Genomic DNA, 18,401 nt, shown 5'->3' with positions numbered 1-18,401 from the left:
AGCTCCTTCGCTAGAAGTGACGTGCCACAGTTCTGTCGCCCGCCGGAACAGGGGTCATATCCTGGCCGGAAATCGGGACCCACGTCTGGAGCGGGGGGCCAACAGCGGGTGTGAGATGGCCTTCATGACCGGCCGCCGTTGCCTCGTCCGCCGGGGTCATGCCGAAGGCCCGCCGGACAGCGCGCTCGGCATCCGCGAGCCGGTCGGCGTGCGTGACAGCCCCCACGGACGTCTCGGAGATGTCGACGAGATCGAGCTCCACGTCGGCGTCGGACAGGGCCTTGAGAAAGGTGCAGAAGATTTGCGGGGACGACCGCATGCCCAGTCCAGTAATGGACACCCGGCCCACCCGGTCGTCGTGCTGCAAACCTTCAAATCCAATGCTTCCCTTTTCGGCATCCAGCACAGCAAGGGCGTTACCTGCATGGGCAGCAGGCACGATCAGTGCAACATCGGAACGCCTCGGGCCGGGGCCGGCCGTATTTTGGACAATTGCCTGGACATGCGCCCCGGACCGAGAGAGGACATGCAAGATGCGCGCCATGCTCTCCGGCTGGTCCGGAATTCCCACGACAGTGATTTTCGACGCCGAGTTGACCCCGGCTACAGCGGTCACCTCGGGTTGTTCCCTGGCGGGCTGGAGCAGTGGATGACGGTCAAGGCCGGGCAGGATCAACGTCCCGGGCTCCGGCACGAAGGAGGACCTCACATGGATCGGAATACCGAACCGGCGGGCGTATTCAACACACCGCAGGTGCAATACCTTGCAGCCGGAGGCGGCGAACTCAAGCATTTCCTCGCTCGAGAGGATCTCGATCTTCCGCGCCGTCGGGACAACCCGGGGGTCCGCGGTGTAGACGCCGTCGACGTCCGTGTATATCTCGCAAATATCAGCTTCGAGCGCAGCGGCCAGGGCGACCGCGGTGAGATCCGAGCCGCCACGGCCGAGCGTGGTCACCCTGTTCCGTTTCTGCGTCCTGCCCTGGAATCCTGCGACGATGGGGACCTCGCCACGGGCCAGACTACTGCGGACGCGGTCCGGCCTGACATCGGTGATGTGTGCCTTGCCGTGGATGTTGTCGGTAATGAGGCCGGCCGCACTGCCCGTAAATGTGCGGGGCAGCTGGCCGAGATCCGCCAGGGCAATCGCCAAAAGGGCCGAGGACACAAGCTCGCCGATGCTCAGCAGGGCGTCAAGGTCCACAGGCAAGGGCCGGGCGGAAACTTCCGCGGCAAGATCGCAGAGTTCATCGGTGGTGTCCCCCATGGCGGACACCACCGCCACGACCCGATAGCCGTTGGTCCGTGTTTTGGCGATCCGCTCGGCTGCCCGGAGGATACCCGCGGCATCCGCCAGGGACGAACCGCCAAACTTTTGAACAATGACACTACCCGGGGGAATCGCCCGGTCGGTTTCCGCTAGATCACTGTCGTTGAAAGCTGTTGCCTTGCGGGTACCCATTTTGCTCCCCGAAATCTACTTCGATTCTTGCAAGGGGCACTGGCCCCTTCGAGCCGTTTCGCCCTGATCGGATGCTCAAATGGTTGATCCCAAGGCCACCGGCTCCCCGGTCACAGTCACTGCGGCCGCAGCGAGAATATCGAGTCCCTTCTGAAGATCCTCGGGGCTGATAGTCAGCGCGGGCATCGTCTTGACCACTTCCCCTTCGGGTCCGGACGTTTCCACGAGCAGACCCCGGGCAAAGGATTCAGCCGCAATCCTCTCCGCAGTCTCGGGGTTGGGGTAGTAAACACCCGCGAGCAGTCCCCGGCCACGGACCGTGGCGCCTTCGACGCCCGCTGCGATCTGGGTAAGCCCCTCGTGGAGCTGGGAAATGAGCCCCGCGACGCTTGACTGGAAGCTGCCGTCCCGCCAGTAGTGCTCCAGGGCAGCGGCGCCGGTGACGAATGCCGGGTTGTGCCCCCGGAAAGTTCCGTTGTGCTCGCCAGGCTTCCAAATATCCAGTCCGGGTTTGAACAGTGTCAGTGCCAAAGGCAGTCCAAAGCCCGAGATGGACTTCGACAGGCAGACGATATCCGGAGTGATCCCCGCCTCCTCGAAGCTGAAGAAGGTCCCGGTCCGTCCGCAGCCGGCCTGGACATCATCCACGATGAGCAGGATGTCGTGTTGCCGGCACAGCTCGGCAAGGCCTCGCAGCCAGGACACCCGGGCGGCCCTGAGCCCACCCTCGCCCTGGACGGTTTCCACGATCACCGCTGCGGGCTTATCGATGCCCGATCCCCTGTCCTCCAAGGCTTGCCGGAGCCACAGAAAGTCCGGCATCTGACCATTGAAGAACCCGTCATAGGGCATGCTCGATGTGTTCGTCAGCGGGACGCCGGCTCCCTGCCGTTTCATTGAATTGCCCGTGACCGACAACGATCCCAGGGTCATCCCGTGAAACGCGTTGGTGAAGCTCAGGACATGCTGCCTGCCGGTAACCTTCCGGGCAAGCTTCAGGGCTGCCTCCACTGAGTTTGTTCCCGTCGGTCCGGGGAACATGACTTTGTAGTCCAAATTCCTGGGCTCGAGGATCAACTCCCGGAAGGTTTCCAGGAAGCGCCGCTTGGCCGGTGTTTTCATATCGAGTGAATGAACGATTGCGCCGGAGAGAAGATAGTCCACCAGCGGCTGCAGCAGCACCGGGTTGTTGTGCCCGTAGTTCAGTGCTCCGGCACCGGAAAAGAAGTCCAAATATTCTCTGCCGTCTTCACTGTAGAGGCTGCTGCCGGACGCACGTTCAAACACGGTGTCCCAACTGCGGCAGTAGCTACGGACCTCAGACTCCAAGCTTTCGAAGATATCCATCTGTCGATGTCCCCCGTACTTCCGACTAGCGACGTTGCCCGAGCGCAAACACAACCCGGGTTCCCGGATGACGGGCGCGGGGAAGGGGACAGCGCAGCGCCTGTGGCGCACTGACCTTTGCTTCACGGGGCCCGTATTTACTCCCGCATAGAGGTGCTCTAGGCGGGAACTGGGCAGATCCTAGACGCCTGCCCAAATGCTTTTCCGTTTCTTATCGTAAACTCAGGAAACTCACAGCACCTGAGTAGCGGGTACCTGTCTTTTCCCCTCAAACGGCTGATTAACTACCCGATTCGGCAGGGTTTCTCACCTTTGAAGGCCCCGGGCTACTCGGAAAAATGCCGGCTGCCGGGCATCCGGCGGACATGGGCGCCGGCGCCATGGACATCCGACTTCCTCTGCCAACGGGGCCGGCGAACGCGGCGAGGGATGGGACACCGTTTTGAGAGTCGTTTGAAAGGCGAAGCTGGTGTTTAGCCGGTCTTGGCCATCGCGTAGGCCACGGTGCCGTAGGCCAGGGCGCCGGACATTTCGGTGAGCAGTTGCGGGTTGGTGTTGGCGATGGTGTCGCAGGCCTCGTGGTAGCAGGGATCGAGGTCCTTGCCGGCCACCCCGCCATAGGCCTGCGCCTGGGCCTGGGTCTTCTTCTCGACATCGCCGGTGAACAGCCCGCCGCCGGGAATGCCGGCCGAGAGGAAGGCGTCGTAGTCCGAGCCGCCGTCAAAGGGCGTGGTCTCGGCCGGCAGCGCGTTCTCCTGGAAGTACCGGAACAGGATGTCCTCGATCGCCTTGGACCCGGCCGGGCCGCCGTCGCCGAAATCCGATCCGTCCCCGTCATGCACCGAGCGGACCCCGTTGGGCGAGGCCGCCATGTCCACGTTCAGGTTCGCCGCGGTCTGGCCGATCTCGGCCGCACTGAGTTCGTCGACGTAGTGCTGGGACCCGTACAGCCCGTCCTCCTCGCCGCCCCAGAACGCGAACCGGACCCGGTTGGCCGGGGTGATCCCGGCCTCCTTCATCCACCGCGCGGTCTCCAGGACGGCCGCGACCCCGCTGGCGTTGTCGTTGATGCCCGGGCCCTCCTGCACGGAGTCCAGATGCGCACCCACCACCACGGTGTGCCCGGCATCGCCACCCGTGTCGGCGAGGATGTTGAAGGACTCCACCGTCTTGCCGCGCCGGCCGTCCTCTTTGAACGTGAAGCTCTGCCGCACCGGCGAGTACCCGGCCGCGCGCAGCTGTTCCTCGACGTATCGGGCCGACTCCTCATACCCCGAGGTGCCCGAGGCCCGGTTCCCGCCGTTGGCATCGGCAACCCGCTGCAGCGCCTGCAGGTGCCCCACCACGTCCCGGGACTCGAACGCCGCCAGCACCGCGCGCGCGTCCACCGTGCTCGCCGGGGCCAGCACGGTGGGTGCCGAACATCCCGAAACCAAAAGGCTGATTGCCACCAGGACAGCCGCGGCCGCCGCGCGCCCCCGCTCGTACCTCCGCGTACCCGTCACGCTAAGAACATACTGCCTCAGCCGCCGGGGAGGAAGGCCACCCCTAGTGCGAGCCGGCCCTAAGCGGTGCGGCGGCCACGGCCGCCGGGTCGGAGAAGGCCAGACGGGGCACCACCACCAGCGCGGCAGCGGCGGCAAGCCCGGTGACTCCGCAGATGGTCCATACCGTGAGGTAGCCAGCGAGCGGCGCCGCGGTCTGACCGGCGTCCCCCGCGCCGGCCCCGGCCTCGGCCAGGACGTGGCTGACCAGGGCGATGCCGAACACCGCGGACGCGAAGGCTCCGCCGATGGTCTTGGTGGTGTTGGTCAAACCCGTGGCCATCGCGGTCCGGTTGAGGGGCGCGGCCGCGGCGGCCGCCGAAGGCAGCGCCGCCACGAGGGCCCCGGAGCCGACACCGGCGATCGCCATGTTGGCCAGCGCTTGGGCGAGACTGCCGTGGAACGGCAGGAACAGCAGGTAGCCCAGGCCCACGAGCGTGGCGGCGCCCACGAGGGTCCAGCGCGGGGTGAGCCGGCGGGTCACCACCGGGTACAGCAGCGCGCCCACCAGCAGCGCCAGCACGTAGACCCCGATGATGATGGGGACCTGCCCGGCGCGCAGCCCGAGGCCGTAGCCGTGCAGCGCGGGATCCGTCCGGGCGAAGGTGGACAGCGGGGCCTGCGCGCCGAGCACCGAGACGCCAAAGAGCCCGGCGGTCAGCTGGACGGGCCACATGGACTTACCCCGCAGCATTCGGATGTCGACGAGCGGATCGGCCGCGCGCAGCTCGAACCGCGCAAACGGAACGAACACCAGAATTCCGGCTCCCACCAGCGCCCACGGCCACCACGCGCCGGCCCCGTTGAGGCGCATGAAGGTCAGACCGGACGTGATAAGCAGCAGCCCGAGGGCGAGGAGCGTGAAGCCGCGGGTGTCCACGCGTCCGCCGCTGCGCTCCCGCGACTCCGGCACGCCAAACCTGACGGCGAACCAGCATGCGGAGACGGCCACCGCGGGGACCAGGAGCACCAGCTGCAGCTGGCCCGCGAACACTTCCACGAGCGCACCGGCGGCGAGCGCCCCGGCGATGACACCGGCTTCCAGCGCCCCGACGAGGACGCCGGCCGCGCGCCGCGTGCGGGCGGCGCCGTCGGGCAACTGATGGACGCGGCTGAAGATCAGGGCAATTTCCAGGGGCAGCCAGACCACGTAGAAACCCTGGAACGACCACGCGGCCAGGAAGGTCCAGAAGTCCGGGGCGAGCGCGACGCCCCAGGAGGCCGTGGCGGTGACCAGCGTGGAAACCAGCAGGATCCTCTTGTGCCCGTACATGTCCCCCAGCTTGGCCAGCACCGGCACGGCGAGGGCGCTGACCATGAGTTGCGCGGCCTCGAACCAGTTGACGTCGGCGTCGTGGATCCCCAGGTGCCGGGCGATATCGGTGAGGATGGGCGTGTAATAGCCCTGCAGGATTCCACTGGTGAGCTCCACCAGACACAGAAAAGCTACAACACGGCGCATGGCGGCCTTCCGGGAGGGCGGGCACCTCGCGGCCAGCCGATTGATTGCATCCTAGGCCCGCGCCAGCGCCGAAGGCGGGAACGCGGCCGGCAACGCGGCCGGGAAGACGGGGCGGCAAACCCGGCCGGAACGGCGCGGGAATATTCGTCCACGCCGGGCGTTATACCGGTCGATAGATGCAAACGCATCTAAATCGGCTATAGTAGAAACAGATCCCGGATCCACCCCGGCCACGGAAAGGCACACCATGCAGATCGGCGTATTCAGCGTCAGCGACATCACTACCGACCCCACCACGGGCCGCACCCCGACTGAGCACGAGCGCATCAAGGCGTCCGTGGCGATCGCCAAGAAGGTCGAAGAGATCGGCATGGATGTCTATGCCATCGGCGAGCACCATAACCGGCCGTTCTTCTCGTCCTCCCCCACCACCACGCTGGCGTACATCGCGGCCCAGACCGAGCGCATCATCCTGTCCACGGCCACGACCCTGATCACCACGAACGACCCCGTGAAGATCGCAGAGGACTTCGCGATGCTCCAGCACCTCGCGGACGGACGCGTGGACCTGGTCCTGGGCCGCGGCAACACCGCCCCCGTCTACCCCTGGTTCGGCAAGAACATCCAGGACGGGATCGAACTCGCGATCGAGAACTACTCCCTGCTGCGCCGCCTCTGGGACGAGGACACCGTCAACTGGTCCGGCAAGCACCGCACCCCGTTGCAGAACTTCACCTCCACCCCCCGCCCGCTCGACGGCGTCGCCCCCTTCGTGTGGCACGGCTCGATCCGCACGCCGCAGATCGCCGAAGTGGCGGCGTACTACGGTGACGGCTTCTTCGCCAACAACATCTTCTGGCCCAAGGAGCACTACCAGCAGCTGATCGGCCTCTACCGCGAACGCTATGAGCACTACGGCCACGGCAAGGCGGACCAGGCGATTGTGGGCCTCGGCGGCCAGTTCTTCATGCGGAAGAACTCCCAGGACGCCGTCAAGGAGTTCCGCCCCTACTTCGACAACGCCCCGGTCTACGGCCACGGCCCCTCGCTGGAGGACTTCACGTCCCAGACCCCGTTGACCGTCGGCAGCCCGCAGGAAGTGATCGAAAAGACCCTGACGTTCAGGGAGTACTTCGGCGACTACCAGCGCCAGCTCTTCCTGATCGACCACGCCGGCCTGCCGCTGAAGACCGTCCTGGAACAGCTGGACCTGTTCGGCGAGGAAGTGCTGCCGGTGCTGCGCAAGGAATATGCCGCGCTCAAGCCGGCACACGTTCCCGAACCGCCGACGCACGCCGGCCGGGTGGCGGCCGCACTGGCAGCGGGCACCGCCGATGCCGCCGCGGCAGAGACCACCGTTCAGGGCTCATGATGCCCGCCAAGACTACCGAATCGCCGGTACGCCTGGCCGCGGAAACCTGGGAGTCCCTGTTCCGGGCCCAGGTGGCGGTGATGCGCAAGCTGCAGGCGGCGCCGGCATTCAAAGCCCTGGCGCTCAATGAGTACGACGTCCTGTTTACGCTCTCCCGCTGCCCCTCCGGGTGGCTGCGCCTGAACGAACTCAACGACAACGTGCTGCTGAGCCAGTCCAGCCTGAGCCGGCTGGTGGAGCGGCTCGGGAAGCGCGGGCTCGTTGAACGGACTCCAGCCCCGGAGGACGGCCGCGGGATCCTCATCCGGCTCACCGATGCCGGACGGGACCTGCAGAAGCAGATCGGCCGGGAACACGTGCGCGACATCGCCGCGCTCGTGGGCCCGGCCCTCTCCGCCGCCGAACAGCAGGAGCTGCTGCGGCTGACCGAGAAGCTCCGCGCCGCTGTCTCCGTGCGCTAAGACCGTGCCGTGAGGCCGTGCGCTGCCTAGTGGATCGCGACGAGCTGGGCCGGGTCTTCCTGCGGCAGGTCATCGACGACGGCGGTGACGCTGAGTTCCTTCAGGGACAGGCTGCCGCCCACGGTGGACAGGAAGGCGGTGTCCGAGGAATCGCGTCCTGCCGTGATCCGCAGCATGCTGTCCCGCGGCGCCAGCCCCGTGGGGTCGATGACGTGCCAGGCGCCATTGATGTGCGCCTCGGCCACGGCGTGGAAGTCCATCGGGGTCAGTCCCGGGGCGTAGACGGCGGCCAGCCGGGCCGGGACGTTCTTGGAACGCAGCAGGGCAATGGCGAGGTGGGCAAAGTCCCGGCAGACGCCGCGGCGGTGCAGCAGTGTTTCGACCGCGCCGTCGGTCCCCCGCGAGGATCCGCTGACGTAGCGCAGCTCGTTGAAAACCCAGTCCCGGACGGCGTGGAGTAGCTCCTCGCCCTGGAGCCCGCCGAATTCGGCATAGGCGGTGGGCAACAGCCGGTCTGATTCCGCGTAGCGGCTGGGCCTGACATAGCGGATCAGTTCCATGAGCCCGGGTTCCTCGGGCAGCGCGAAGCCGGTGACGGTGGCCGAATACTCAACCAGGACTTCGGTGGGTTCGGCGAATTCCATGTAGTGGAAGCGGCCGCCGTGATGGTCCGAGAGCTCGGTCAGCGGCACGTCCCCGCCTCCCGCGGTCACCCTGAGCGATTCTTCAATCGAGTCGTAGCCGGCGTTCCGGGCCACCGCCACGGCGAGAGCCACCTTGGTTTCGGCAACGGTCTTGAAGGCCATGCGGGCGGCTACGGCGCGTTCCATGTATCTCTGTCTCCGGGATGTGGGATTGAGGTGGGTGCAGGGGAAGCCGCCGTCAACGGCCCGGGGATGTGCGGGGCGGGCGGGACTAGTTTTTGATCTTCAGAGACATTAGCATCCGCTGGAGGTTCGCGAATTCGGACCCCTCATTGACGTACTTGGCCGCCTGGTCGAGAGTGTCGAAGGCCTTGGCGGGGGCAACCTTCTGGTCCGGCGCCAACGCTTTGAGCACTGTCAGGTCCCCGAACGAATAGTCCCCCTTGCCGGCCGGGCCACGGACCACGTTCTGCAACGCGCAGCTCCTGCCGCCGGCGCCGCCCGCCACGTTGGTGATGCCGTAGGAGCCGAAGTACTTGTAGCCCTGGATCACCCGGAACACCACGTGCGGGTCAATGGTTCCCCCGCCGCCGGCGTGCGGCAGGTCAACCGGCACGCTGCTGACCACGACGTAGTTGCGGGCGGCGTCGTCCGGGCAGGCCGCGGCCGGCTGCGGGGGCAGGCCGGTCTGCAAGGTGGCCAGGTAAGCACCGCCGGCGTCCTTGACGGTGATCTTCAGCGCTCCGGGCAGCGCACCGGCGTCGGGAGCTACGGACTGGACAATCCAGTCCTGCGGCACCTCAAAACTGACGGACTTTGCCGGGTCGGTAAAGACCTTCCAGGCCGCTGCGCTCGAGCCCGCGCTGGGGGAAGCGCCGGCCGAGGCGGCGGCACCAGTGGTGGCAGACGGCGTCGCACTCTCAGTCGCACCGGGACCCGCACTGTCCGCCGCGCTGCTGCCCGCGGTCCAGACCGGCGTCCCCTTGCCGTCGCTGCTGCAGCCCGAAAGGGCTGCCGCCGCGACCGCGAGCACCGCGCCGGTGCGCAGCACAGCGCACCGGATTCCTGCAGTGCCTGCTGAAGAAGCGGTGCCTGCTGAAGAAGGGGCCGTCCCTGTCATGGTGCCAGCGTAGCCGGGGCGCCGCATGACTCAGAGCTCCCGCATCAGTGTTTCGTAGAACCGGACCCCCTGCTCCAGCGTCTCCAGCCCGATCTTTTCGTCAACGGCGTGGATCGAGCCGCGGGCCCGGACGTCCATGAAGAAGGGCGCGAAGCGGTACACGGCACCGCAGATCCCGGTGAAACGGCGCGAGTCGGTGCCGCCCATCATGATGTAGGGGGTGATGATCGCCTCGGGGAAGACCTGCCCGATGCAGTCCGCCAGCAGGTCCCACTGGGCCCCCGAGGACGGCGACACCGGAGACGGGTCGTTGCCCTCCACGACGCGCAGTTCGACTTTCGGGTCGCGGATGATCTTCCGCAGCAGTGCCATGGTGCCCTCGACCGTCTCCCCCACCGCCACCCTGATGTTGGCGTTGGCCTTCGCCGTGGCGGCGAGGACGTTGGCCCCGGAGCTGCCTTCGAGCGTGGTGATGGCGACGGTGGTTCGGGTCATGGCGTTGGTCTCGCTGCCGAGCCGGCCGAAGAGCCAGGTGATCGGCGCCCGGAGCAGTGCCACGTTCGCGAACACGGCCCGCAGCGGTGGCGGGGTGTGCGGGCCGAAGCGGCGCAGCATCTCGGCGGTCACCTCCGGCAGCGACTGCGGGAACGGGCTGCGCTCGATCCGGGTGATGGCGCGGGCCAGCCGCGCTGTCGCCCCCATCCGCGGCGGCGTGGAGGCGTGTCCGCCCGGGTCCCGGGTCAGCAGCTCCACGTCCAGGATTCCCTTTTCGGCCACGCCGACGACGGCGGCCGGCCGGCTCACCCCCGGGAAGGCGCCGCCCGCGACGGCACCGCCCTCGTCCAGCACGAGCCAGGGCACCACGCCGCGGCCGGCCAGCAGGTCCGCGGCGGCCGCCGCGCTGTTGCCGGCCGTCTCCTCGTTGTTGCCGAACGAGAAGTAGAGGTCGTGCGCGGGCGCATACCCCGCCAGCAGCAGGCTCTCGGCCGCTTCCAGGATGGCCACGAGCTGGCCCTTGTCATCGAGCGTCCCGCGGCCCCAGAGGAACGTGCCGTCGTTGTGGCCGGAGAACGGCGGGTGTGTCCACTCCCCCGGGTCGTCTGCCGGGACGACGTCGTAGTGCGCCATCAGCACCGACGCCCGGTGCACGGCCGCTGCGTCCTCCGCTGGTGCGGCGCCGGGCCAGCGGTACAGGAGTGCGTGGCCGTTGACCCGCTCCAGTTCCAGGGCAGCATGGACCGCCGGATACAACCGGGGCAGCGCCGCGATGAAGGCCTCGAACTCCGCTGTTTCCACCCCGGCCCCGGCATGGGAGGACCCGGACCGGGAGGACCCGGCATGGGAGGACCCCGCGGCCCGGATGGACACAGTCCGGTACGTTACGAGCTCCGCCAGCGACGCCGCCGCGCGCCCGGCGCCCGGCGGGTGCCCGGGGCCGCCCGGTGTTCCGCCGGGGCTCTTGAGGGTATTGCCGGCGGCCGCGTTCTGCAGGGGGTTGCGCATGCGCGAAAGTCTACGGCCGGAGGGTCCGCCGGAACGGGCCATTCGGCGCGCGGGTCCGGCCCCGGAATCCGGGGCACAATTTCGGCGCACAAATTTCGGCCCCGCGAAAGCGGATACGCTGGGGGCATGGCCGAACAGAGCATTGACGGAACGCACTTTGGGGATGTGGGCGACGTGGCAGGCATGTCGGCCCTCGATATCGCGGACTGGCGGCTGCGGACCTTTGCCCTCTACGCCACCACGCGGAAGATTGCCGCGGACAGCCCGGCCGAGGCGCATTCCTACTGGCGCCAGGAGCGGGACCGCATGTTCGGCACCCATCCGGCCTCCGCGCTGACGGCCGAGGCCAAGGCCACTTTCGGCGGCCTGAAGACGGCGGACTACGATCCGATCTACCGTTTCCACGTCCCGCTGACCCCCGAGGGCGCCGGGCGGGAGATGAACGTAGAGACCGGGACCGACGGCCTGGTCCGGTTTGTGCGGCTGGGCACCTTCGACCTGCCCGAGATGGGACAGCTCGCGGTCTGGAAGCTCAGGGGCTACGGCGGGGGCATCTTCGTGCCGTTCCGTGACGCCACCGCAGGCCAGCCCGGCGGCAGTTACGGCGCTGGACGCTACCTCCTGGACACCATCAAGGGAGCTTTCCACGGCGTGCGGGGCTCCGGGCCCCAGGCCGAATTCATCCTGGACTTCAATTTCGCCTACAACCCCTCGTGCGCCTACAACGAGGCCTGGGCATGTCCGCTGGCGGGCCCGGCAAACCGGCTGGCCGTGGACATCCCCGTGGGCGAGCTGTACTGAGCGGATGGAGTCCCAGCTCGAACAGCTTGACCCTGCCCCCGCCGTCGTCCTCGGGCCGAAGACCCGCCGGTACCGTGGAGTCCTCCGTTACCCCGTGGTCCGGCAGCTCATCCGGTTCACCGGCGTCGGCATTGTCTGCACCCTGACCTCCCTGGCCCTGTACGCCCTCTCCCGGCCCTGGCTTGGGGCCCAGCCGGCCAACGCGGCGGCCCTGATCCTGACGTCGTTCATGAATACCGCCCTCAACCGGCGCCTGACGTTCAAGATCACCGAACGCCGCCGGATGAAGCGCGACCACCTCAACGGCCTGATCGTGATCGTCGTCGCGCTGCTGATCACCGGCGGCAGCCTCGCCGTCCTGCACTGGGTCAACCCGGACGCCACCGTGGCCGAGGAGCTGTGGACCACCACCCTCTCCGGTTTCGCCGCCACCGCCGTGCGGTTCACGATGCTGCGGCACTGGATCTTCCGCCGCGCCCGCCACCGCTGACGTCGCCCGGGGCCCTCACCCCGGGTTGAGCTATCAGTTCAAGCCGCTATGGAGGCCCGATAAGGACATTTAGTGACAGCTCAACCGGTGGAGGGGGTCCCGAGGGAGCGGACGCCGGCGACGGCGTTGCGGACCGCGGCCGCCGCCTCCTGCAACTGCGCTGCCGTCACGGTCGAGTCGAAGCTGAACCGCACCGCCGTCTGGGCGATCTCGGGCTCGATGCCCAGGGCCAGCAGCACGGGTGAGGGCGCATCCGAGCCGGCGGCGCACGCGGAACCGCTGGAGCAGATGATGCCCTGGCGTTCGAGCTCCAGCAGCACGGACTCGCCGCTGGTGCCCGGGAAGCAGAAGGATGCCACTGAGGGCAGCCGCTCGGTGGGGTGGCCGGTGAGCAGTGCGCCGGGAACACCGGCCAGCACGGCGCCGATGAACCCGTCGCGGAGGGCAGCGACGTGCCCGGCCGGTTCCCGCGGCAGCGCCAGTGCCGTCGCCAGCGCCACGGCGCCGGCGACGTTTTCCGTGCCCGACCGGCGGCCGCGCTCCTGCCCGCCGCCGTGGACCAGCGGTTCAAGCCGGACCCGGCCGCGCACAAACAGCGCGCCGCTGCCTTTGGGCGCGCCCAGCTTGTGGCCGGAAATGCTCAGCGCGTCCACGCCCAGTGCGCCGGTGTCCAGCGGCAGCCAGCCGGCGGCCTGGACGGCGTCGGTGTGGAACGGGACCCCGTGGGCATGGGCCAGCGCCGCGAGCCGGGCGATGGGCTGGACCGTGCCGACCTCGTTGTTGGCGTACATGATGCTGACCAGGGCCGTGCCGGGCTGCAGCACGGCGGCGAGGGCCTCTTCGCTCACCTGCCCGAAGCGGTCCACGGGGATCACGTCGACGGCGAACCCGTGGACCCGTTCAAGGTACCGGGCGGATTCTTCCACCGCGGGATGCTCGACGGCGCTGATCGCCACCCGGTCCAGGCGCGGATCGGCGGCGCGCCGGGCCAGGGCGATGCCCTTGACGGCGAGGTTGTCCGCTTCCGTGCCGCCGGAGGTGAAGACGACTTCCCCGGGGCGGCAGCCGAGGGCCCTGGCGGTTGCGGCGCGGGCCCCTGCGAGCGCCGCGGCAGCCGCCTCACCCAGGGAGTGATGGCTTGACGGGTTGCCGAATTCGCCCGTGAGGTACGGCCACATGGCCTCCAGCACCTCGCGGCGGACCGGGGTGGTGGCCGCGGCGTCGAGGAAGATCATGGCGCGCCTCAGCCGGCCGCCGGGCCGGCGCCTGAGTCGACGGCCGGCTCGACGTCAAGCTCAATGTCCAGGCCGAGGTCCAGTGCCGTGACACTGTGCGTCAGGGCGCCGATCGAGATGACGTCCACCCCGGTGGCCGCGATGTCCGCCACGGTGGCGAGGTTGACGTTGCCGCTGGCCTCGACGCGGGCCCGGCCGCCCACCAGCCCGACGCCGGCCGCGAGCTCGGCCAGGGAGAAGTTGTCCAGCATGATGGTGTCCACCCCGGCGGCCAGGACGGGCTCGATCTGCTCCATGGTGTCCACCTCCACTTCGAAGTGTGTTGTGTGGCCGAGCTGGGCCTTGGCGCCGCTGAGCACTGCGGTCAGCTTCGCCGGGTCGCCGCCGGTGAGGACGGCCAGGTGGTTGTCCTTGGCCAGGACGGCGTCGGAGAGGCTGAAGCGGTGGTTGGCGCCACCGCCGCAGCGGACGGCGTAGCGTTCGAGCACCCGCAGCCCCGGCGTGGTCTTGCGGGTATCGGTGATCCGGGCCCGGGTGCCGGTCACGAGCGCCACGAACTCGGCCGTTTTGGTGGCGATGGCGCTCATCCGCTGGACCAGGTTCAGTGCGACGCGTTCGGCCAGCAGCACGGCGCGGGCGTTCCCGGTCACGCGGGCCAGGGCGGTTCCGGCGGCGAAGGCCTCGCCGTCGGTGACCAGCAGTTCGACGACGGCGCCCGGGTCGGTCAGCCGCATCGCCGCGGCGAAGACCTCCCCGCCGCTCAGCACGCCGGGAACGCGGGCGTTGAGCACCGCGGTGGCCCGCGCCTGCGCCGGGATGAGCGTCTGGGAAGTGACGTCCCCGTACGGGGCGTCCTCCTGCAGCGCCGCGCGGAGGACGGCCAGGACGGCAGCCTCGGGCAGGCTCCCGGCGAGCGCCGCGGTGCGGGAGGGCAGGGTTTCCGGGGCAGCGGTTGCGTGGGCAGTGGTGGTCACGAGGAAATCCTTTGCATGGAATGGGTGAGGGCTGAGGCGTCGTCCGTGTCCGCCCGGTAGTGGGCTCCGACGGACTGCGTGCGGTTCAGGGCAGCCGCCACAAGCAGGCGGGCCGCGAGGAGCAGGTTCCGGTCCTCATGGGCATCCTGGCAGAGCCAGTCACTGTGGCCGGCATCGGGACCGGTCTCAGAATGGACAACGGCGTCCCAGGCCGCAAGCACGGTCTCCGCCTCCCGCAGTTGCTCCCCGCTGCGCATTACCCCGGCGTCCGCCGTCATCAACCGCCGAAGAGCGTCGCGCGAGAAAACCCCGTACGCGGATACCGACTTCACAAAATCTTCGGACACGCTCGCTAAAGTGTCCTCCCCTGACGTGAAGTCGTGCGACGGCGCTGCGGAAGCGTGCGTCAAGGGGAGGCCGCCCGCGGCCGTGGGCCCACACGATCCGGGTTCCCTGGCCGAGCTTGCGAGGCTAGGGGGATCGTGGGGAGCACACGGAGCAGTGGTGTCGTGCGACGGGTCGGCGCGCAGGAAGTCCTCGACCGCCCGGCGGCCGAACACCAGGCCCTCCAGCAGCGAGTTGCTCGCCAGCCGGTTGGCCCCTTGGGCGCCCGTGCGGGCCACCTCGCCGGCGGCATACAGGCCGGGTACCGACGTGCGGCCCCACAGGTCGGTGCACACGCCACCCATCCAGTAGTGGGCTGCCGGGGACACGGGTACGGTCTCTGTGGTCCAGTCGTACCCTGCGGCGAGGGTGGCCGCCGTGATGGTCGGGAACCGCCGGGCCAGGAAGCCCGCGCCCCGCTCTGCTTCGATGCCGCGGGCGTCCAGGTAGACCGGGCTGTCCGGCGCGGCCCCGGTGGCGGCCAGGTGCAAGGCGATGCTGCGGGAGACGACGTCGCGGGGGGCCAGTTCGGCGTCGGGGTGGTAGTCGGGCATGAAGCGGTATCCCGCGGCATCCAGCAGCACCGCGCCCTCGCCGCGGACCGCTTCGGAGATGAGCAGGGCCGGCGGCCCGCCCGGAATCTCCCCGGCGGCAAGGGTGGTGGGGTGGAACTGGAAGAACTCGAGGTCCCGCACCGCGGCGCCGGCACGCCAGGCCAGGGCCAGGCCGTCGGCGGTGGCGACGGCGGGGTTGCTGGTGCGGGCAAAGAGCCGGCCCGCACCGCCGGTGGCGAGGAGGACGGCGTCGGCGGCCAGCTCCTGGGGCCGTCCGCCAGCCTGGTAGGCCACGCCGGTGACCCGGGCCGGCGTCGGGGGTGCGCTGCCGGGCTGTGACGGAGCTTCCGGGCGGACACCAGGTTCGGTCAGGAGCCCGGTGACGAACGCGCTGGTCTCCACCCGGAGCCGGCCGTGGCCGGCGCGGTCCAGGACGGCGCGTTCGAGGACGGCGGCGACGAGCCCGCGGGCGATGCAGGCGCCCGTCGAGTCCCCGCCGGCGTGCAGGATGCGCGGGGCCGAGTGTGCCGCTTCCAGGCCCAGGGCCGGTCCGCCGTCGGGAGCTGCGTCGAAGTGCACGCCGTAGCGGCCCAGGCCGGCGATGTCCCGGACAGCCTCCGTGCACAGGATCCGGACTGCCTCGGGGTCGTTGAGCCCGGCACCGGCGGCGAGCGTGTCCGCGATGTGCGCTGCCACGGAGTCCCCGGGGGCAGCATCCTCCGGGGCCAGCACGGCCGAGATGCCGCCCTGGGCGTAGAAGGTGTTGCTTTGCTCCAGCGTCCCCTTGCTCAGGAGGACCACTTCGATGTCACGGCCGCCGGTGGCGGCGTCGTCGGTGGCGAGCAGCGCGGCGTAGAGCCCAGCAATCCCGCTGCCGACGATCACGAGCCGCCTGGTCACGGCCGCGCCGCCAGCATGCGTTCCAGGGCCACCCTGGCCGGGGCGGCCACGTCCTCGTCCACGGTGATGCGGTTCAGCACCTCGCCGCGGACGAGCGCTTCCAGGACCCAGGCGAGGTATCCGGGGTGGATGCGGTACATCGTGGAGCAGGGGCAGATCACCGGGTCGAGGCAGAAGATGGTGTGCTGCGGGTATTCCGCAGCGAGCCGGTTCACCATGTTGATCTCGGTGCCGATCGCAAACGTGGTGGGCTCCGTGGCCGCGGCGATGGCCTTCTTGATGAAGTCGGTGGACCCGGCGGAATCGGCGGCATCCACCACCTCCATGGGGCATTCCGGGTGCACGATCACCTGCACGCCGGGGAACTCGGCGCGGGCCTTTTCGATCTGGCCCACGTTGAAGCGCTTGTGGACCGAACAGAAGCCGTGCCAGAGGATTACCCGGGAGTCGAGCAGGGCCTGTTCGTCGTTGCCGCCGAGGTCCTTGCGCGGGTTCCACATCGGCATCTGCTCCAGCGGCACCCCCATGGCCTTCGCGGTGTTGCGGCCCAGGTGCTGGTCGGGGAAGAACAGCACGCGCTGGCCGCGTTCGAACGCCCATTCCAGCACCGTCGCGGCGTTCGAGGAGGTGCAGACGATCCCGCCGCGCTCGCCGCAGAAGCCCTTGAGGGCGGCGGAGGAGTTCATGTAGGTGACCGGGATGACCGGGACCCGGCCCTCGGCGTCGGGCTCGGTGCCAAAGACCTCCTCAAGCTGTTCCCAGCACTCGGTGACCGAGTCGATGTCCGCCATGTCGGCCATGGAGCAGCCCGCGGCCAGGTTGGGCAGGATCACGGCCTGGTCGGGGCGGGACAGGATGTCCGCCGTCTCGGCCATGAAGTGCACGCCGCAGAAGACGATGGCCTCCGCGTCGGGCCGGGTCAGGGCGGCGTTGGCGAGCTGGAACGAATCGCCCACGAAGTCGGCGTATTCGATCACTTCGTCGCGCTGGTAGAAGTGCCCCAGCACGACGGCGCGGTCCCCCAGTGCCGCTTTGGCGGCGCGGATCCGGGCGTCGAGTTCGGCGTCGGAAGCGAGCTTGTACTCTTCCGGGAGCTGGCCCTGCCGGGGAGTGGAGGCAGGTGCGACGTCGGTGGAGGAGGCACCCGGCCCGTAGGCGGGCACTCCGGCGAGGGCCTCGGCGAGGTCGTAGTCCCAGGGCCCGCGGGCCAGCGCGGGGCTGCAGGTGGAGGCGGCCGCGCCTTGTGCCAGAGTGGTGGCCTGCTCGCGCGTGATCAGCTGGATTGCCGTGTTGACGCTGCTCATGGTGTGCTCCTGTTGTCTGGGTCGAGGCCTGGGCGGCCGGTGAAGCGGTAGAGGCGGGGCGGGCGGTGCTTGCCGCCCTGCAGATAATGGTCGGTTTCTTCGATTTCCGGCGTGGCCTTGACCTGCCGGCGGAAGTTGGCGGGATCGAGTTCGCGGTCCAGGACGGCCTCGTAGACCTCCCGGACCTGGGCGAGGGTGAAGTACTCGCCCAGCAGGTGGTAGGCGATGGATCCGTAGGCCATCTTGTTGCGCAGCCGCCACAGCGCGTAGTCGACGATCGAGTTGTGGTCGAAGGCCAGCCCGTCCAGCCTGTCGGCGCGGAACCAGCGCACGTTCTCCGATTCGTCGGCCAGCGCGGCCTCCGTGGGCTGGACGAGTGCCCAGTACACGATCGAGACGACGCGCTGGGTGGGCGAGCGGTGCAGCCCGCCAAAGGCGTAGAGCTGTTCGAGGTAGTTCGGGGCCAGCCCGGTGGTCTCGCGCAGGTTCCGCGAGGCGGCGTCCTGGAGTGACTCGGAGTGCGTGAGCGGGCCGCCCGGCAGCGCCCAGAGGCCCTTGAACGGTTCGCGGATCCGGCGCACCAGCGGGATCCACAGCGTGGGCCGCCCGGAGCGTTCGCTGGGACGCAGCGCAAAGATCACCGTGGAGATGGCCAGCGACGGCGGCGCGGTCTGGCGCTCCGAGACGTTGGCTGCTGTGGTGTAAACGGTGATCTACCCGCCCTCTGAGGTCCCGGGCGGGTCCCGCGATGGACTGCCCGGCTGGATCCGGCCCGACCGCCGGATTAGTTATAGTCACATTGACTAGAACTAATGATACGGCCGCGCCGCCCGGGCGCAAAATG

The 18,401-nt window shown here is 68.9% G+C and carries 16 protein-coding genes; 4 read left to right on the top strand and 12 right to left on the bottom strand.

Annotated elements, in window-relative coordinates:
• Positions 1-10: 10 nt before the first annotated feature.
• The 4 genes from AC1DKN_RS09455 to AC1DKN_RS09440 all read right to left on the bottom strand — a co-directional run bounded on the left by AC1DKN_RS09455 (position 11) and on the right by AC1DKN_RS09440 (position 5,785).
• The gene (locus tag AC1DKN_RS09455) at positions 11-1,462 is read right to left on the bottom strand and encodes an aspartate kinase (RefSeq protein WP_476848891.1); all 1,452 of its coding nucleotides are present in this window, start codon (positions 1,460-1,462) and stop codon (positions 11-13) included.
• Positions 1,463-1,537: 75 nt separating this feature from the next.
• The gene (ectB, locus tag AC1DKN_RS09450; protein WP_476848890.1) at positions 1,538-2,809 is read right to left on the bottom strand and encodes a diaminobutyrate--2-oxoglutarate transaminase; all 1,272 of its coding nucleotides are present in this window, start codon (positions 2,807-2,809) and stop codon (positions 1,538-1,540) included.
• Between the two features lie 473 nt (positions 2,810-3,282).
• The gene (locus AC1DKN_RS09445; RefSeq protein ID WP_476857816.1) at positions 3,283-4,314 is read right to left on the bottom strand and encodes a M20/M25/M40 family metallo-hydrolase; all 1,032 of its coding nucleotides are present in this window, start codon (positions 4,312-4,314) and stop codon (positions 3,283-3,285) included.
• A 43-nt stretch (positions 4,315-4,357) separates the two neighbouring features.
• A complete protein-coding gene (locus AC1DKN_RS09440; protein ID WP_476871100.1) occupies positions 4,358-5,785 on the bottom strand; it encodes an MFS transporter in 1,428 nt (475 codons plus the stop codon).
• 277 nt (positions 5,786-6,062) lie between these two features.
• Between AC1DKN_RS09440 and AC1DKN_RS09435 the strand changes: the two genes are divergently transcribed.
• Both AC1DKN_RS09435 and AC1DKN_RS09430 read left to right on the top strand, forming a co-directional pair.
• Positions 6,063-7,187, top strand: coding sequence for an LLM class flavin-dependent oxidoreductase (locus tag AC1DKN_RS09435; RefSeq protein ID WP_476857818.1), 1,125 nt, complete (start codon positions 6,063-6,065; stop codon positions 7,185-7,187).
• Entirely contained in the window at positions 7,187-7,648 is a 462-nt protein-coding gene (locus AC1DKN_RS09430; protein WP_223916163.1) for a MarR family winged helix-turn-helix transcriptional regulator, read from the top strand. The genes AC1DKN_RS09435 and AC1DKN_RS09430 overlap by 1 nt, the downstream gene beginning before the upstream one ends.
• A gap of 26 nt (positions 7,649-7,674) precedes the next feature.
• Here the strand turns inward: AC1DKN_RS09430 and AC1DKN_RS09425 are convergent, their stop codons facing one another.
• The 3 genes from AC1DKN_RS09425 to AC1DKN_RS09415 all read right to left on the bottom strand — a co-directional run bounded on the left by AC1DKN_RS09425 (position 7,675) and on the right by AC1DKN_RS09415 (position 10,915).
• The gene (locus AC1DKN_RS09425; RefSeq protein WP_476857819.1) at positions 7,675-8,478 is read right to left on the bottom strand and encodes a transglutaminase-like domain-containing protein; all 804 of its coding nucleotides are present in this window, start codon (positions 8,476-8,478) and stop codon (positions 7,675-7,677) included.
• A gap of 85 nt (positions 8,479-8,563) precedes the next feature.
• The gene (locus tag AC1DKN_RS09420; protein WP_476871099.1) at positions 8,564-9,412 is read right to left on the bottom strand and encodes a hypothetical protein; all 849 of its coding nucleotides are present in this window, start codon (positions 9,410-9,412) and stop codon (positions 8,564-8,566) included.
• Positions 9,413-9,442: 30 nt separating this feature from the next.
• A complete protein-coding gene (locus AC1DKN_RS09415; RefSeq protein WP_476871098.1) occupies positions 9,443-10,915 on the bottom strand; it encodes a M20/M25/M40 family metallo-hydrolase in 1,473 nt (490 codons plus the stop codon).
• A 126-nt stretch (positions 10,916-11,041) separates the two neighbouring features.
• Here AC1DKN_RS09415 and AC1DKN_RS09410 point away from each other — a divergent pair, with 126 nt between their 5' ends.
• Both AC1DKN_RS09410 and AC1DKN_RS09405 read left to right on the top strand, forming a co-directional pair.
• Entirely contained in the window at positions 11,042-11,716 is a 675-nt protein-coding gene (locus tag AC1DKN_RS09410) for a DUF1684 domain-containing protein (RefSeq protein WP_476871097.1), read from the top strand.
• A 4-nt stretch (positions 11,717-11,720) separates the two neighbouring features.
• The gene (locus tag AC1DKN_RS09405; RefSeq protein ID WP_476857822.1) at positions 11,721-12,206 is read left to right on the top strand and encodes a GtrA family protein; all 486 of its coding nucleotides are present in this window, start codon (positions 11,721-11,723) and stop codon (positions 12,204-12,206) included.
• 80 nt (positions 12,207-12,286) lie between these two features.
• On the opposite strand, the gene AC1DKN_RS09400 is transcribed toward AC1DKN_RS09405, so the two are convergent.
• Genes AC1DKN_RS09400 through AC1DKN_RS09380 form a run of 5 tightly spaced genes read right to left on the bottom strand, consistent with a single transcriptional unit; the run spans position 12,287 to position 18,270 of the window.
• Positions 12,287-13,441: a cysteine desulfurase family protein gene (locus AC1DKN_RS09400; RefSeq protein ID WP_476871096.1), complete on the bottom strand. Its 1,155-nt coding sequence runs from the start codon at positions 13,439-13,441 to the stop codon at positions 12,287-12,289.
• An 8-nt stretch (positions 13,442-13,449) separates the two neighbouring features.
• Entirely contained in the window at positions 13,450-14,376 is a 927-nt protein-coding gene (gene nadC, locus AC1DKN_RS09395; RefSeq protein WP_476871184.1) for a carboxylating nicotinate-nucleotide diphosphorylase, read from the bottom strand.
• A 35-nt stretch (positions 14,377-14,411) separates the two neighbouring features.
• The gene (locus AC1DKN_RS09390; protein ID WP_476871095.1) at positions 14,412-16,253 is read right to left on the bottom strand and encodes an L-aspartate oxidase; all 1,842 of its coding nucleotides are present in this window, start codon (positions 16,251-16,253) and stop codon (positions 14,412-14,414) included.
• On the bottom strand, positions 16,250-17,557 hold the full coding sequence (nadA, locus tag AC1DKN_RS09385) for a quinolinate synthase NadA (RefSeq protein ID WP_476871094.1): 1,308 nt from the start codon (positions 17,555-17,557) through the stop codon (positions 16,250-16,252). The genes AC1DKN_RS09390 and nadA overlap by 4 nt, the downstream gene beginning before the upstream one ends.
• Positions 17,554-18,270, bottom strand: coding sequence for an NUDIX hydrolase (locus AC1DKN_RS09380; RefSeq protein WP_230012031.1), 717 nt, complete (start codon positions 18,268-18,270; stop codon positions 17,554-17,556). Before AC1DKN_RS09380 ends, nadA begins: the two co-directional genes overlap by 4 nt.
• Positions 18,271-18,401 lie beyond the last annotated feature (131 nt).

The organism is Arthrobacter sp. 01N444 (assembly GCF_056399305.1).
Note: the sequence above shows the minus strand (reverse complement) of the source record. Positions and strands in the feature narration are given on the sequence as shown.